This is a genomic window from Aquimarina rhodophyticola (assembly GCF_042434915.1).
Classification (GTDB): Bacteria; Bacteroidota; Bacteroidia; order Flavobacteriales; family Flavobacteriaceae; genus Aquimarina.
The window spans coordinates 2675300-2690640 of sequence record NZ_CP170198.1 but is presented as its reverse complement, the minus strand read 5'-3'; the positions used below and the strand labels follow the sequence as shown (position 1 = coordinate 2690640).

Here is a 15341-nt window from a genome sequence, read left to right as displayed (position 1 = left end):
GGTTAGAACTGGAGTAAATGTACTAAAATTAATGTTTAAAATGACGAGTTCCTGTCATAACCATTGCGATTCCGTTTTGATCACAGTAATCAATACTTAATTGATCTTTGATAGAACCTCCTGGTTGGATGATTGCCTTGATTCCCGAATGGTCTGCAATTTCAACACAATCTGGAAACGGAAAGAACGCATCACTTGCCATTACAGAGCCATTGAGATCAAAATTAAAAGCCTTGGCTTTCTCGATAGCTTGTTTAAGAGCATCTACACGTGATGTTTGACCAGTACCACTAGCGAGTAGCTGCTTATTTTTACTAAAAACTATGGTATTAGATTTTGTGTGCTTACAAATTTTAGAGGCAAATAATAGGTCATCTGTTTGATTCGCGGTTGGTGTTATCTTGGTAGCAGTTTTTAAATCTTCAACAGTATCGGTTTTTAAATCTTTATCCTGTAATAAGGTACCATTAAGACATGTTCGTACTTGTTGAGTGGGTAATTCAATATCTTTCTGTACTAATAAAATCCTATTTTTCTTTCCTTGTAAGATTGTTATTGCATCTTTATTGAATGAAGGTGCAATAACAACTTCGCAGAATAAACTATGGATCTCTTCTGCTGTAGTACGATCTATTTCGGTATTTGAAATTAAGACACCTCCAAATGCTGATACTGGGTCTCCGGCTAAAGCATCTACGTAGGCTTGATGTACTGTGTCACGTTGAGCTAAACCACAAGCGTTATTATGTTTTAATATTGCAAACGTTGGCGCCTCACCCTTAAATTCGTTCATTAAGTTAACAGCAGCATCAACATCCAGCAGATTGTTGTAGGAAAGTTCTTTGCCATGAAGCTGTTCAAACATCGCATCAAAATCACCAAAGAAGGTACCTCTTTGATGAGGGTTTTCTCCATAACGAAGAGTTTTTCCTGTAGTCTCACTTAATTTTAGAGAATTAATTTCTTCGGCAGTGTTAAAGTAATTAAATATAGCAGTATCGTAATGAGAAGAAATATTAAATGCTTTAGTAGCAAAATATTTACGTTCATTAAGTGTAATATGTCCTTCACCACGATTAAGTATTTCTAAAAATTCATGATATTCATTCATAGAAGAAATACAAGTAACATCTTTAAAATTTTTGGCAGCTGCTCTAATTAAAGAAATACCTCCAATATCAATTTTCTCAATGATATCTTCTTGAGAGGCACCCGATGCTACTGTTTTTTCAAATGGATATAAATCAACAATCACAATATCAATTTGCGGAATCTCATAATGTTCTAATTCTGCAACATCACTACTGTTATCTTGACGATTTAAAATGCCACCAAAAACTTTTGGATGCAATGTTTTAACTCTGCCTCCCAAAATTGATGGATAGGAGGTTACATCCTCTACAGGGACTACAGAAATTCCTAAATCTCGTATAAATTTTTCGGTTCCTCCAGTAGAGTAAAGTGTTACACCAAGTTCGTTTAATTTTGTAACAATTGGTGCCAAACCATCTTTATTAAAGACAGAAATTAAAGCTGATTTTGCAAGTGTTGTGTTGCTCATGAGTACAATTAGTTAGTAAAAACGCAAAAATAGCAATTTACTTCTCATATTAACAATCCCATAGAGGGATTTGTTTGTAGAGTTTGTAACAAAACTTTATCTTCAACGTCCTATAACCAGAAATCAATAATTTGCTAGTTAAACGTTACTTATGCTAATTTATTTAAGGATTTTAAAGGAGAGTTTTAATTTTGCAGTAAATGCTCTCAAAAACAATAAGTTGCGTACTTTTCTTTCGCTTTTGGGTGTTACTATAGGAATTTTTTCAATTATCGGTGTGTTGGCGGCTGTAGATTCTTTAGAAAAAGAAATTAAAGGTTCTATAAGTTCTTTGGATAATAGCACTATATATGTCATGCGTTTTTCGTTTGGACCCTCTTCTGTGCCACAGTGGAAAAGAGAACAGTTTCCTGATGTGACTTATGAAGAGTATCAATACTTAAATCGGAATCTTCCTGATTTAAAAGCTGCTAGTTTTATTTTAAATGTTGGCTCAGAGACACTAAAATTTCAAGAGAATAGTATAAGCAATGTTGAGGTGGTTCCCGTATCCTATGATTATTATAATATTGAAGAGTTACAAGTTGTGAATGGTCGTTTTTATAATGAGCAGGAATCCATCGCTGGATCTCCTGTTATTGTTGTAGGAGATGAGGTTGCCAATCAATTATTTGGAGATGCAGATCCAATAGGGAAGAAGGTGCGCCTTTACGGAAGAAAATTTACTGTTATCGGGGTACTTAAGAAAGAAGGGGTAGGTTTATTTGGTAATTCGAAGGATACAGCTGTTATTGTTCCAGTTAATATGGTGAGACGAATCTATGGGGATAATAATAAATTTACTTTTCCAGCTATAATAATTAAACCAGTACCAGATGTTGAAATGGCAGAGTTTGTAGCGAATGTAACACAGCGATTACGCACATACCGCGGGATTAAAACTAATGAGACCGATAATTTTTTTGTCAATCAATTGCAGGGATTTACAGATTTTATAGATAATATTACTGGACAGATGAATATTATTGGCTTGATGATAAGCGGTTTTTCTCTTCTAGTAGGTGGATTTGGAATTGCAAATATTATGTTTGTAAGTGTGAAGGAGCGAACAAACCTTATAGGAATACAAAAGTCCTTAGGAGCCAAAAACAAATTTATTTTGTTTCAGTTTTTGTTTGAGGCTGTTATCCTTTCGTTAATAGGAGGATTGATTGGATTATTTCTTGTCTATCTTATTTCGGTGGCTGCTTCTCAATTTACTGGAGATTTTGAATTTATCCTCTCTCCTTGGAACATTGCTTTGGGTACTCTTGTTTCATCAATTATTGGTTTAATTTCAGGAATTTTGCCTGCGATTTCAGCTTCGCGCTTAGATCCTGTTGAAGCTATTAGGACAGGAATGTAAATTTCTTACTTTAAATACATTGCTTTGTTAGCGTAATCAATAATAGCTTTTCCTTTTTTTAATACATCAGCACCTATAATACCATCTACAGGAGCCGCATTATGCGCTGTTAGCGCTTGGTTTACATGTGATAAGTCAAAAAGAACGAGAGATACTTTTTTGAAACTCCATTTTCCCAGATCCAAGGAGTTATTTTTTGATAATTGCGTAAACATGTCAGTAGCTCCAGCTCCAGAAGCTTTAATTTCGCTTTCCTGGATGCATAAACCAAACTTTTTAGAGGCTTCAAAACCAACACATGAGTTGGATGCCCCAGTATCGATTATAAAGTTTCCTTGTACAGTGTTTAAAATAGCTGATGCTTCAAAATGATTGGTTTTGGTGAGTGTTAGTTTAATTTTCTTATAGCCTTGGTTTGTTAAGAATTTTCTTAAGGTCGTCATGAATTATAGAATAGTTTAGGTAAAAATAAGATTATTACTTACGGATTAAATTCTTTTCAATAAAATTTGAATTAAATGGACTGCTCTCGAAGGTAAATTATTTAATTTTACATCATGATTTTAACAGATACACATACTCATATTTACAGCGAATCGTTTGAGGAAGATCGAAACGTTATGATGCAACGTGCTATAGATAAAGGCGTACAGCGGTTCTTTGTACCAGCTATCGATTCTACTTATACCAAGGCAATGTTGGAGGTAGAAAGAAGTTTTCCAGGAAATGTTTTTTTAATGGCAGGACTTCATCCAACTTATGTAAAAGAAAATTTCTTAGATGAGCTAGCGCACGTAAAGAATGCTTTGATTACTCATGATAAAAGCAATGAAAAAGCTACATATTATGCTGTAGGTGAAATAGGCATTGATTTATACTGGGATACTACATTTCTAAAACAACAACAAGAAGCTTTTAGAGCTCAGATAAAAATGGCTAAGCAATTTGATCTACCTATAGTAATTCATTGTAGAGATGCTTTTAATGAAGTTTTTGAGATTCTAGAAGAAGAAAAATCGCATGATTTAAGGGGAATTTTTCATTGTTTTACAGGGACCTTAGCACAAGCCGAACAGGCTATCGCTCTAAATCTAAAACTAGGAATTGGGGGTGTGGTAACTTTTAAAAACGGAAAAATTAATAAGTTTTTAGATCAAATCGAACTAAAACATATTGTTTTGGAGACAGACGCACCGTATTTGGCACCAGTTCCTTATCGAGGAAAACGTAATGAGAGTTCTTATATAGTAGAGGTAGCAGATTGCTTGTCAGATATTTATAAGCTATCGCTAGAGGAAATAGCGAACCAAACTACATTGAATTCCAAAGAAGTCTTCGGTATATAGTTTTGTAGACTGCAATTCACCCATTAGATAATACCCAGAACAAATATGACAACACCGCCCTCAATACTTCTTATTTATACAGGAGGAACTATAGGTATGATAAAAGATTTTGAAACAGGGGCATTGGTGTCCTTTAATTTTGATGAACTTTTATCAAAAATACCAGAGCTCAAACAGTTAACTTGTAAAATAGAAACTGTAAGTTTCAATGAGCCAATCGACTCTTCTGATATGGATGTGGATCAATGGAAGGTTTTAGGCGATATGATCTACAAGAATTACGAGCGTTATGATGGATTTGTGGTGTTGCATGGTAGTGATACAATGTCTTATACTGCCTCGGCAATTAGTTTTATGTTTGAGAATCTTGCAAAGCCAATCATCTTTACAGGTTCTCAGTTGCCTATTGGTGATTTGCGTACAGACGCTAAAGAAAATTTAATTACAGCAGTTCAAATCGCAGCATTACAAGAAAAATCAAAACCTGTAATTGGTGAGGTAGGCCTTTATTTTGAGTATAAATTACTAAGAGCAAACAGGACCACAAAAATTAATGCAGAGCATTTTGAAGCGTTTAAATCGTATAATTATCCTCCATTGGTAGAGTCAGGAGTTCATTTAAAGATTAATTATGCAGCTCTTAATAAAGTAAATCGTCGTAAAAAATTACAGTATCATACACATTTTAATAATGATGTTTTAATAATTAAGATGTTTCCTGGTATAAAAGCTTCGATTTTGAGTGAGATTTTAAGGACCAAAACATTAAAAGGAATCGTTTTGGAAACCTACGGAGCAGGAAATACAACCACGCAAAAATGGTTTATTGATTTGCTAAAGGAGACCATTGCAAGAGGTGTTCCTGTAGTAAATATTACGCAGTGTGCAGGCGGATCTGTCGAAATGGGTAAATATAGTACCAGTGTAGCACTCAAAAAAGCGGGGGTTATCTCGGGAAATGATTGCACAACAGAGGCTGCAATAGCAAAATTGATGTATTTATTAGGAGAGGAGCTTCCACCTAAAGTCCTTAAAACCATATTTGAAACTTCTTTGCGTGGTGAAATGTCAGAAAATTAACGCCTCAAATTTTATCAGCTTACTTTTTTTTTGTTATTTGCCAACCAAATTTTGGGAAAAATTTCATAGAGAGGTGGCCGAGTGGTCGAAGGCGCACGCCTGGAAAGTGTGTATACGTCACAAGCGTATCGAGGGTTCGAATCCCTTCCTCTCTGCATTATTATCAAAATTTTAATAGAATTTATATTATTTTTTTATCTTTAACCCTTTAACTAATTAAAATTAAGAATCAGCGCAATGAAAAGATTATTCTCTATTCTGGCAATCGCTACAGTAATGTGTTTTGCTAATGTAAAAGCGGCTACTGTTCCTGCTCAGTTATTAACGTCAAACGTGCAATTATTTATTGCTCCTATAGCTACTGCAACAGTACAAGATGAAGTGGTAGAAGACACTTCCGAAGAATTATCCTTCCACCAGGAATTAAAAAAACGTTTTATTGAAGGTGGACCTGAGTTTATGGGGATTGTATTATTATGTTTAATTCTTGGACTTGCCATTGCAATTGAAAGAATTATCTTTTTAAATCTTTCTACTACAAACACTAAAAAACTTCAACAAAATGTTGAGGACGCATTACAAAGCGGTGGTGTAGAAGCTGCGAAAGAAGTTTGTAGAAACACAAAAGGTCCTGTAGCATCAATCTATTACCAAGGTCTGGATAGAGCAGATGAAAGCGTAGATGCAGCTGAGAAAGCAGTTGTTGCTTACGGAGGCGTTCAAATGGGACAATTAGAAAAGAATGTATCTTGGGTGTCTTTATTTATCGCACTTGCACCAATGCTTGGTTTCATGGGTACGGTAATCGGGATGATTCAAGCATTTGATAAAATTGAAGCAGCTGGTGATATGCAACCTTCTCTTGTAGCGGGTGGTATTAAAGTAGCACTTTTGACTACAGTATTTGGTCTTATCGTTGCAATTATACTACAGATCTTTTATAATTATATCGTAGCAAAAATCGATAGTATCGTTAATGATATGGAAGATGCTTCGATTACTTTGATCGATATGTTGGTTGCTTATAAGAATAAAAGATAAGCACTTACTTTTTTAGAAATAATATTGTTTCTTAAGGAGAATAGCTTATTCATAGAATCAAGGGGCACTCCAAGTGTCCCATTAAAAAAATAGTCAAATGAAAATTTCAAAAATTTTATCATATGCTGTTCTAGCGATAGGCGCCGTGGGTATTATCCTTTGGTTTCTAATGAACAGCACGATTGATAGCTTAATGAATGATAATGGTGTTTCTGAGGCTCGAGAGTTGCCTTTAGAAGTATCCGGTGCGGCAGTAAATCCATTGTATGGTTTGACGTTGGTTATCTTTATCATAGCTATTATTGCTACACTTGTAGCAGTACTAACCGCTTTAGCTAAAAACCCAGCAGGTCTTAAAAATACGGCAATAGGAATTGTAGCTTTTATTGTTATAATTGGTGTCGGGTTTGTTTTATCTGAAGGAGTTGAAACACCCTTAAAAGATGGAGAAGTTCTCTCTGAAAGTGGATCTAAATGGGTTGGAACGGGATTATACGCATTCTACTTTTTGGCAGTAATTGCTGTAGGTTTAATGGTAGTTTCGGGATTGAAGAAATTAATAGGTAAATAAAAATTATGGCAAAAAGAGCAGCACCAGAGGTAAATGCGGGATCAATGGCTGACATTGCATTTTTACTTCTTATATTCTTTTTGGTTACTACAACTATCGAAACAGATAGTGGTATTAGTCGAAAACTCCCGCCTCCACAATTGGAAGATGTAGTTCCTCCTATTTTAAAGGAGAAAAACATTTTTGTTGTTGAGTTGAACAAGAATAATGATTTATTGGTAGAAGAATCTCCAATGGAACTTAAGGATTTGCGTAAAGCGGCCGTTAAGTTTCTTGACAATGGTGGTGGTACAGGACAAGATGCCTGTAGTTACTGTAGAGGAGATAAAGACCCAAGATCATCTGATAATCCAGATAAGGCAGTGATTTCTCTTAGAAATAATCGCGAAACTCAATATGCGGCATATATAGCTGTTCAAAACGAGTTGGTTGCGGCTTATACTGAGTTAAGAGATAGAGAAGCATTACGTCGATATAACAAATCTTTTACCCAAATGGAGAAAGAATTGAAAGATGTAAATTATTCTGGATCTAAGGAAAAACTCAAAGAGCAAATTAAAGCGATACAACTATTGTATCCTGAAAAATTGTCTGAGGCTGAACCAAAGAAATAATTGAATAACATAAAAATAAACAACTATGTCTAAGTTTAAAAAGAAAAAAAGCGGTGAATTGCCTGCTATTTCTACAGCATCCTTACCAGATATTGTATTTATGTTATTGTTCTTCTTTATGGTAGCAACAACAATGCGTGAGAACACATTATTGATTGAAAATAGATTACCATCTGCAGATCAGGTAGAAAAACTTGATAAGAAAGATTTGGTAATGTATATTTATGCTGGTAAACCCAGCTCAAGATATAAAGCTACCGCAGGAACACAGGCCAAAATTCAATTGAACGATAAATTTGCAGAGGTAAGAGATATTAAACCTTTTATTCTGGCAGAAAGAGCGGCAAAAAGAGAGGAACTTATTCCTTTTTTGACAACAGCACTTAAGGTAGATGGCGATACCAACATGGGTCTCGTTGGTGATATCAAAAAAGAACTAAGAGAAGTTCAAGCATTGAAGATTAATTATACGACCAGAACTGGTTCGGCAATGGATAATCTCAAGTAAAGATGTCTTATCAAAAATATAAATCCTGTTTTATTCGTAAAACAGGATTTTTTTTATTCCTTTTACTCGTCGTTTATTTTTTAAATATAAAGGAAACAAATTATCTTCGTAAGTATGAGAAACCACACTATTTGTTTTTTTATTTGGTTTGCTTCAATTTTTATTATGATAGGTCAAGACCTTGTTGATGAAGTTGAAAGGAAGGAACAATCCGTGGATTCTTTGTATAGAGAAGATCAGTTTTATGTAGGTTTTACCTTTAATCTACTTTTTAATAGACCTAGTGGTATTAGTCAATCTGGGTTTTCGGGAGGTTTACACTTAGGTTTTATTCGGGATATGCCAATTAATAAGCAACGCAATTTGGCAATTGGGCTAGGCGCTGGCTATTCGGTTAATTCTTTTAGTCAAAATTTATTTATTGGAGAAGAAGAAGATAGTGAAAAGACGATTTTTGCTTCGTTAGATGATGTGTCTTACGACTCCAATAGATTTACTACCCATTTAGTAGAAAGTCCGTTAGAACTTAGATGGCGTACCTCTACTGCAAATTCGCATAAGTTTTATAGAGTATATGTTGGTATGCGATTGGGATATCTCTTTTATTTCCATTCAAATTTTCAGCAAACTAATAATACTGTAAATCAAACTAAGCTTGACGAACTTAACAGGTTTAGAGCAGGTGCTACTTTTACATTTGGGTGGAACACTTTTAATTTTCATTTTTATTACAGTCTTAATAGTTTATTAAATGAAAACGCAGCTATAGGGGAGACACCTATAGGTATTCAAATAGCTAAAATAGGTCTTATGTTCTATATTTTATAGCCAAAAATTAACTAGAATTATTTGAGGAAGTACACCTATAAAAATGCCGAGGGTTAATTCAAGTGGATTATGTGCTTTTAAAAAAAGTCTTGCGGTAGCTACAAGTCCAGTGATTAAAATTGCTATTGAAATGCTATTAGTCAAGTTAACTCCAAAGTGAATGCTTAAAATTATTAGGAATATGGTTACAGTCGCTACCCCTATCATGTGTAAGCTTACTTTTACATTAAATATAGCCATAAAAAAAGCTGTTAGTGATGAGAATAGAGCGCCTACAAAAAAGAAATATAGTTCTGGATAGTTATAGCTATCAACAATAGTTCTAAGAACCACTAAAAATAATAGAGATTGTATTATAAGCGGAATTTTTCGTTGTGAAGTAACCTCTAAATGTATAGATGAAATGGCTCCAATTGTTTTAAGTAAAAAATAGCAAATAATAGGAATAAGTACCGTGAGGATAAAGAGACCATATAATTTTGATTGAATGATATCTTCTGATAAAAATCGTGGAGCGGTTAAAAAATAACAAACAGTGCCTGATAGTGGCATTAATATGGGGTGAAATAGATAGGATATAATTTTAAAAAAAGTCATTAAATCTTTTTACGTAATCTTGCTACGGGGATATCAAGTTGTTCTCTATATTTGGCAACTGTTCTTCTCGCTATTGGATACCCTTTTTCTTTAAGTATTTGAGCAAGTTTTTCATCTGTTAGTGGTTTACGCTTGTCTTCTTCACCCAAAGTAATTTCTAGTATTTTTTTTATTTCTCTAGTTGATACTTCTTCTCCTTGATCGTTTGTCATGGACTCAGAAAAATATTGTTTTATCAATTTTGTTCCATAGGGGGTGTCAACATATTTACTATTGGCCACGCGCGATACTGTACTTACGTCCATTCCAATTTCGTCTGCTATATCTTTAAGAATCATAGGCTTTAAGTTACGCTCATCGCCACTTAGGAAAAACTCTTTTTGATATTGCATAATAGCACTCATCGTCACATACAAGGTTTGCTGTCTTTGTTTAACAGCATCAATAAACCATTTTGCAGAGTCAAGTTTTTGCTTAATAAACATAACGGCATCCTTCTGCGATTTTGATTTTTCTTTACTTGCTTTATATCCCTGAAGCATATTGTTGTATTCTCTAGAGACATGTAATTCTGGAGCATTACGACCATTTAAGGAGAGTTCTAGTTCACCATCAACTATTTTAATAGTAAAATCAGGAACTACGTGTTCTACCATACGATTATTTCCAGAATATGCTCCTCCTGGTTTAGGATTGAGATGCTCAATTTCTTCAATAGCTTCTTTTAATTGCTCCTCTGTTACATCAAATTTTGCAATTAGTTTGTCGTAATGTTTTTTGCTAAAGTGATCAAAAGATTTTCTTAAAATATTGAGAGCTAGCTTAATTGGAATAGTTAAATCTTTTCTTTCTAATTGTAGTATTAAACATTCTTGCAGACTTCTAGCTCCTACTCCTGCAGGATCGAGTTGTTGAACGATATGAAGTATTTCTTCTATTTTTTTTTCTGTAGTGTAAATATTTTGAGTAAAAGCTAAATCATCCAGAATATCTGCGATCGCCCGTCTAATGTAACCACTTTCGTCAATGCTACCGACCAAAAATTCTGCTATTTGCTTTTCTTCCTCGGTAAGACGATATGTATTTAACTGCGTTTTTAAATATTGATTAAACGTAGTGCCAGAAGCATATGGCACATTTTTCTCTTCGTCATCTGCACTGTAATTATTTGAACTCAAGCGATAACTAGGAATTTCATCATCACTCAAATATTCATCAACATTAATGTCTGTTTCGATAGTTTCGTTGCCATAATCATCATCCGCATTTGATGCCTCATAAGAGTCTTCATACTCATCAACTGTGTCTTTACCACTATCTAATGCAGGGTTTTCTTCCATCTCCTGCTTCAGCCTTTGTTCAAAAGCTTGCGTAGGGAGTTGAATTAGCTTCATCAACTGAATCTGCTGCGGAGATAGTTTTTGAGATAATTTAAAATTTAATTGTTGTTTAAGCATAAAGTAATTTTCTTCAAATACAAAAATAAGTAAAACCCCCCAATTTAAAGATCTTCTATGTTTATGTTGTCATAAATTGTTGTTAATAAGAATGTTCTATGTATTTGAGATTTTATCTCTGTAAAGTAAAGTTTTTTGTTTTATTATGGTCATTACGGAATAAAAATTTTGTTTTTTATAGCGTAAATAACAAGTCCGGTCCTGTTTTTTAGGTGTAATTTTTCAAAAATAGAATCTCTATACCCTTCAATTGTTTTAGGACTTAAACACATGGTGCTTGCAATTTCTTTATAGGTTTGTTCGGTACAGGCCTGTTTGATAAATTCAATTTCTCTCGGTTTTAGTCTGGTTTGTTTATCTGTTTTGGGTTGTAACGATTCGAGAAGAAGGTTGGTCACATTTTTGGTGTGATAAAAGCCTGTTTCTTGTACTTCGATTAAAGCGTTTTCTAGAATGCTTTTTTCGGTATCTTTTAATAAATATCCCTTTGCACCAGCTTTTAACATTTTAAGGATAGTAATCTCGTCCTCTTCAACAGAGAGCGCTAGAACTTTTATTTTTGAATGATTTTCTTTTAGATATTGAGTGGTTTCGATACCAGTCATTATTGGCATGTTTATGTCCATGAGGACAATATCTGGAATGTTTTTTGGATCTTTTAAACGTGTGATTAATTCTTTACCATGTTTACAGATATATAAAACATTAAATCTTGTAAAACTTTCTACCAAGCCAGCTAAAGCTTGCGATAGTAGTATATGATCTTCGACGATGACTACAGAATAATTCATAATTACGCAATTGTATTTTAATGAACAATATTTTAAGGTAGGTAAACATTTTGATTATGGGGGTATTTTTATAAGTGTCTTTTGAGTTATTTATAGTAATATTCTAGTTTTAAAACAGTGCCTTTACCAACTTTCGAATTGAGTTGAATAGTGGCATCAATTAATCTACCTCTACTTTTTATATTGCCAAGTCCAATTCCCTGATCTGTGGTGTGCTTATGATTGTCAAATCCAACACCATCGTCTGAAGCGTTGATTACTAGCTTTTCTTTATCAAAAATAACATCTACTATCAAGTTGGAAGCTTTGGAGTGTTTTATTGTATTAGAAAAAAATTCTTGTAGGATTCTAAAGATAATTATTTCTACTTTGGGGTCTATATTTCCAGTTTCTGGAGTACTAGTCATCACTGCATTAATAAACTGTAAACGATTAAAACGTTTAATCTCTAACTGGACGGCTTGGGTTAGAGATAATTGTTTAATGGCATCAGGATTAATAGATTTTGATAGAGCTCTTAGTTCTACAAGACTTTTTGTAATAGTTTTGGTAACCTCTGGCAATTTCTCTGGGTTTTCTTGAGCGACATTAACTTGTATTTTGGCTAAAGTTAATAATTGTCCAATATTATCATGGAGCTCCCAGCTTATATTACGTAATGTTTCTTCGCGTATTTCAATTTGTGTTTGTGCTAAGGCGGTTTCAAACTTTTTGGCGGCTTTTTGTTGTTGCAATAGCAAACTGTTTTTTCTTTTTTGAAAAATTAGAAATAGAAATATAATTATTATGATTAACATAACAAGTATACCACTAGCTATTAGTATAACTGATTCTTGTTGCTCCATATGAAACCAATAATGAAACAAGTGTTTAAAATAATAATTAAACTATAATTTATACTAAACAAAATGCTAAAGCCTCTCATACTTGCATAATAGTGAAATGTTATAGTAAAAGGAATACTTCCTGCAAAAAATAAAAGATACCCTATACTGACCCAAACTAAAAGATTTTTTTTAGCATGAAGCACTTTTTCTGTCGACAGTATTTCAATAAAGTAAAGTATAATCGCAAGAATTAATAAAATTGCTCCTGTAATATAAGATGTAACCTGCAGTTCACTACTAAAATTACCATAAAAACTCTCTAATATAAAAGCAACCATATATAAATAATAAAATAAAAGAATTAAATTTTTCTTTGCTTTATTTTTTATGATTGACCAATAAAGATAGAAGAGATAAATAAAACTAAGGCCAGAAAATATATTGAAAAGTATACTATTGTTAGTAATATCACAAAATTCCCTTAGCACATATGCTAAGCATTCAACAAAAAAAACGATCCATATAAATGCTAGAAAGTGGCTAAGCTTAGATCTAGAGAACTTCTTAAAATAAATAGTTCCAAAAATTGAGGACAACATTTCTAGAACGGTTGAGGTATCTCTCAAAAACGAAACTATGGCAAAGTTGGAGTCCATGTAAATTTTAATTATAGCTTATTGTAAATCAGATGGGGGAGGTGTTACTTGTCCTCGATTTCCTGCTTGAGATTCTACTACATTTGCTGTTGCACTAATTATAGAAGATAGTGGTAGTAAAGAAGCTTCGCTTGTAGTCTGTTTTGTAGTTATATCTATCCCTTTCACTTTTTTTACAGAGTCCAATATTTTAGATAGCGGTATGACTCTAGTTCCTTTGCTATTACTTTCAATAGCGTAAGAGAGTTCTACATCTTTTCCATTCACATTAAAGATAGTAGTTGGATTATAAAAAAGAGTTTGCCTATTAGCCTTGGTTTTATCTTTCATGTTCTGATATTTTCCGAAGTAAAAACGTAAGCTAGAAATTTTTATATTAGCTTTTACTGAATTTTTTTCTATAAATGCTAAGTAGTTTTTTAATTCTTGATAATCAAATGTTACAGCTTTAGATGCTACAAATGATGGGTCTGATGACTTTTGTCGAGTATATTTCTGTATTAACGAATCAATACCGTGATAGTTATCATAGAGATCAATAATTTCGTTGAAGGATATCAGCTCTTGTGGAGGTCCATCAGGTTCGTATAACTTAGGTTTATTACATTTACTTTGACTTATGAAAAAGACAAGAATAGCCGTTATAACAATTACAACAGGATATCCAATTAGGTGAGGTAGTTTCATTTTATTGATTTTAAGTTGATTATGTCAAATAAATGTACTACTCTTAAACCATAATAAAAAGTTTAAAGGGCAAATAGTTCGTAGCTGAATGTTTTATCATCCTATTTTAGGATAGCTTGCTAGGTGAAACATTTTATCAGAAAATGTGAAATGGTTGGATTAATTCTCTTAAAAATCCACCTAAAACGTTTTTTTGTATCAAGTAATTTTTTGAAATACTATAAAATAAGTTCCATCTTTATATCACTGCGTAGGTAAGGAGTATTGTTTTCTAAAGGAATTTCATTAAACCCGAATTTCTTATAAATATGTAATGCATTTTTCAATTTTGTACTAAAATACAATGTTAGTTTATTCCAACCTTTTTCTTTGGCAAAAATTAAACAATGCATCATCAACTGTTGTCCAATTTGCTGTCCTCTAAAATTCGGAGAGACTGCCATCTTTCCTAGTTCGTATACCTTGTTACACATTTTGATTAAGGCAAAGGTTCCAACAATTTGATCATCGATTTTTGCGAAAAATATAAACCCTCCTTTATTAATAATTATGCTTTCACAATTTTCTAATAAATCTTTGTCATGCGGTTCAACAACAAAGTATTATTCTAACCATTCAAGATTTAGTTTGGCGAAATCAGCAGCATATTGTGAGTTGAACGGTATGATGTTGATGGTGTTTTGATTTTTGGCCATAAAACTTATAAATTTTCTAGTACACGTTTACTAAGTGATTTTTCATTTAACTGGTTCTCAATATGTGTAATATGATGTAATAAATTGGTCGCACTTCCTTGTGTCAACCATTTTAATTGTTTGTCAATAGCGTTCCATATTGGAATCATTTTGAGGTGCAGCTCTTTTCCTTTTACGCTCAAACAAAAGTTTTTCTTTCGCTTATCCTGCTTGTCAATAGTAAAATTCACTAGATCCTTATACGTTAGTTTATTTAACGCTTGAGTAATGGCTGGTTGCGTATATTTGAGTTTTGTTTGTAATGTTGTAGTGGTGGCAATTTGATCTTCTGCTATTATTTTGAAGATAGGAAATAAATACGGATCAAAATCTACATTGCAAGCACCATAGATTTCTCTAGTTTCTCTCATCATAGTGTCACTCAATCGTTTCAGTCTTGATCCTAGAGCGAGTTCACCAATATGTTGAAGTTCATCATGCATAAGTGTTTATATAAGTGCTTATGCAAATATATAGATATTGTTTTATGACCAAAATAATATTCTGTAACAGATTGAATAATTAGAAAATAGAATATAAATTAACTAAATTATAAATGTATCCATAAGTACCAGCTGATTTCTTAATATTTTCCTAAATAGAAGTGAGTTATTTAGATATTGAAACAATCAATTTTA

General features: G+C 33.1%; 17 protein-coding genes and 1 tRNA gene. 9 read left to right on the top strand and 9 right to left on the bottom strand.

All coding sequences use genetic code 11. The features are described 5' to 3' along the window. Positions 1-28: 28 nt before the first annotated feature. Entirely contained in the window at positions 29-1561 is a 1533-nt protein-coding gene (gene purH / locus ACE939_RS11620; RefSeq protein ID WP_378185754.1) for a bifunctional phosphoribosylaminoimidazolecarboxamide formyltransferase/IMP cyclohydrolase, read from the bottom strand. 151 nt (positions 1562-1712) lie between these two features. Between purH and ACE939_RS11615 the strand changes: the two genes are divergently transcribed. Then, positions 1713-2966 (top strand): ABC transporter permease, encoded by a 1254-nt coding sequence (locus ACE939_RS11615; RefSeq protein WP_378185753.1) that lies wholly within the window; start codon positions 1713-1715, stop codon positions 2964-2966. Positions 2967-2971: 5 nt separating this feature from the next. On the opposite strand, the gene ACE939_RS11610 is transcribed toward ACE939_RS11615, so the two are convergent. Next, positions 2972-3409, bottom strand: coding sequence for a retropepsin-like aspartic protease (locus ACE939_RS11610; protein ID WP_378185752.1), 438 nt, complete (start codon positions 3407-3409; stop codon positions 2972-2974). Positions 3410-3523: 114 nt separating this feature from the next. On the opposite strand from ACE939_RS11610, the gene ACE939_RS11605 reads away from it, so the two are divergent. From ACE939_RS11605 to ACE939_RS11570, 8 genes are all read left to right on the top strand, one after another. Continuing rightward, positions 3524-4312 carry a TatD family hydrolase gene (locus ACE939_RS11605; protein ID WP_378185751.1) on the top strand — a complete coding sequence of 263 codons (789 nt, stop codon included), beginning with the start codon at positions 3524-3526 and terminating at the stop codon, positions 4310-4312. A 45-nt stretch (positions 4313-4357) separates the two neighbouring features. Further along, positions 4358-5392: an asparaginase gene (locus ACE939_RS11600; protein WP_378185750.1), complete on the top strand. Its 1035-nt coding sequence runs from the start codon at positions 4358-4360 to the stop codon at positions 5390-5392. Positions 5393-5459: 67 nt separating this feature from the next. Continuing rightward, positions 5460-5547 (top strand) — tRNA-Ser (locus tag ACE939_RS11595). A gap of 82 nt (positions 5548-5629) precedes the next feature. Beyond that, entirely contained in the window at positions 5630-6433 is an 804-nt protein-coding gene (locus ACE939_RS11590; protein WP_378185749.1) for a MotA/TolQ/ExbB proton channel family protein, read from the top strand. Between the two features lie 97 nt (positions 6434-6530). After that, positions 6531-7004, top strand: a complete 474-nt coding sequence (locus tag ACE939_RS11585) for a hypothetical protein (protein WP_378185748.1) — start codon at positions 6531-6533, stop codon at positions 7002-7004. 5 nt (positions 7005-7009) lie between these two features. Then, positions 7010-7618: an ExbD/TolR family protein gene (locus ACE939_RS11580; RefSeq protein ID WP_378185747.1), complete on the top strand. Its 609-nt coding sequence runs from the start codon at positions 7010-7012 to the stop codon at positions 7616-7618. Positions 7619-7643: 25 nt separating this feature from the next. Then, complete coding sequence (locus tag ACE939_RS11575) at positions 7644-8126, top strand: ExbD/TolR family protein (protein ID WP_378185746.1); 483 nt, start codon at positions 7644-7646, stop codon at positions 8124-8126. Positions 8127-8291: 165 nt separating this feature from the next. Next, on the top strand, positions 8292-8954 hold the full coding sequence (locus ACE939_RS11570; protein WP_378185745.1) for a porin family protein: 663 nt from the start codon (positions 8292-8294) through the stop codon (positions 8952-8954). Here ACE939_RS11570 and ACE939_RS11565 read toward each other — a convergent pair. The 7 genes from ACE939_RS11565 to ACE939_RS11535 form a co-directional block, all read right to left on the bottom strand. Beyond that, positions 8949-9551 carry a hypothetical protein gene (locus tag ACE939_RS11565; protein ID WP_378185744.1) on the bottom strand — a complete coding sequence of 201 codons (603 nt, stop codon included), beginning with the start codon at positions 9549-9551 and terminating at the stop codon, positions 8949-8951. The two genes, ACE939_RS11570 and ACE939_RS11565, sit on opposite strands and share 6 nt — an antisense overlap. Further along, positions 9551-11008: an RNA polymerase factor sigma-54 gene (gene rpoN, locus ACE939_RS11560; protein WP_378185743.1), complete on the bottom strand. Its 1458-nt coding sequence runs from the start codon at positions 11006-11008 to the stop codon at positions 9551-9553. Before rpoN ends, ACE939_RS11565 begins: the two co-directional genes overlap by 1 nt. Before the next feature lie 152 nt (positions 11009-11160). Then, complete coding sequence (locus tag ACE939_RS11555) at positions 11161-11799, bottom strand: response regulator (protein WP_378185742.1); 639 nt, start codon at positions 11797-11799, stop codon at positions 11161-11163. 86 nt (positions 11800-11885) lie between these two features. Continuing rightward, positions 11886-12533, bottom strand: coding sequence for a sensor histidine kinase (locus tag ACE939_RS11550; RefSeq protein WP_378185740.1), 648 nt, complete (start codon positions 12531-12533; stop codon positions 11886-11888). 767 nt (positions 12534-13300) lie between these two features. Beyond that, positions 13301-13969 (bottom strand): hypothetical protein, encoded by a 669-nt coding sequence (locus ACE939_RS11545; RefSeq protein WP_378185739.1) that lies wholly within the window; start codon positions 13967-13969, stop codon positions 13301-13303. Between the two features lie 218 nt (positions 13970-14187). Continuing rightward, positions 14188-14520, bottom strand: coding sequence for a GNAT family N-acetyltransferase (locus tag ACE939_RS11540; RefSeq protein WP_378188442.1), 333 nt, complete (start codon positions 14518-14520; stop codon positions 14188-14190). 149 nt (positions 14521-14669) lie between these two features. Then, positions 14670-15146 carry a MarR family transcriptional regulator gene (locus ACE939_RS11535; RefSeq protein ID WP_378185738.1) on the bottom strand — a complete coding sequence of 159 codons (477 nt, stop codon included), beginning with the start codon at positions 15144-15146 and terminating at the stop codon, positions 14670-14672. Positions 15147-15341 lie beyond the last annotated feature (195 nt).

Bases quoted from the DNA above. Each gene is read 5' to 3' on its own strand.
- ACE939_RS11555 (WP_378185742.1), bottom strand. From the start codon at position 11,799: ATGAATTATTCTGTAGTCATCGTCGAAGATCATATACTACTATCGCAA.
- ACE939_RS11535 (WP_378185738.1), bottom strand. From the start codon at position 15,146: ATGCATGATGAACTTCAACATATTGGTGAACTCGCTCTAGGATCAAGA.
- purH (WP_378185754.1), bottom strand. From the start codon at position 1,561: ATGAGCAACACAACACTTGCAAAATCAGCTTTAATTTCTGTCTTTAAT.
- ACE939_RS11580 (WP_378185747.1), top strand. From the start codon at position 7,010: ATGGCAAAAAGAGCAGCACCAGAGGTAAATGCGGGATCAATGGCTGAC.
- ACE939_RS11565 (WP_378185744.1), bottom strand. From the start codon at position 9,551: ATGACTTTTTTTAAAATTATATCCTATCTATTTCACCCCATATTAATG.
- ACE939_RS11600 (WP_378185750.1), top strand. From the start codon at position 4,358: ATGACAACACCGCCCTCAATACTTCTTATTTATACAGGAGGAACTATA.
- ACE939_RS11590 (WP_378185749.1), top strand. From the start codon at position 5,630: ATGAAAAGATTATTCTCTATTCTGGCAATCGCTACAGTAATGTGTTTT.
- ACE939_RS11575 (WP_378185746.1), top strand. From the start codon at position 7,644: ATGTCTAAGTTTAAAAAGAAAAAAAGCGGTGAATTGCCTGCTATTTCT.
- ACE939_RS11570 (WP_378185745.1), top strand. From the start codon at position 8,292: ATGATAGGTCAAGACCTTGTTGATGAAGTTGAAAGGAAGGAACAATCC.
- ACE939_RS11585 (WP_378185748.1), top strand. From the start codon at position 6,531: ATGAAAATTTCAAAAATTTTATCATATGCTGTTCTAGCGATAGGCGCC.
- ACE939_RS11605 (WP_378185751.1), top strand. From the start codon at position 3,524: ATGATTTTAACAGATACACATACTCATATTTACAGCGAATCGTTTGAG.
- ACE939_RS11545 (WP_378185739.1), bottom strand. From the start codon at position 13,969: ATGAAACTACCTCACCTAATTGGATATCCTGTTGTAATTGTTATAACG.
- ACE939_RS11610 (WP_378185752.1), bottom strand. From the start codon at position 3,409: ATGACGACCTTAAGAAAATTCTTAACAAACCAAGGCTATAAGAAAATT.
- rpoN (WP_378185743.1), bottom strand. From the start codon at position 11,008: ATGCTTAAACAACAATTAAATTTTAAATTATCTCAAAAACTATCTCCG.
- ACE939_RS11615 (WP_378185753.1), top strand. From the start codon at position 1,713: ATGCTAATTTATTTAAGGATTTTAAAGGAGAGTTTTAATTTTGCAGTA.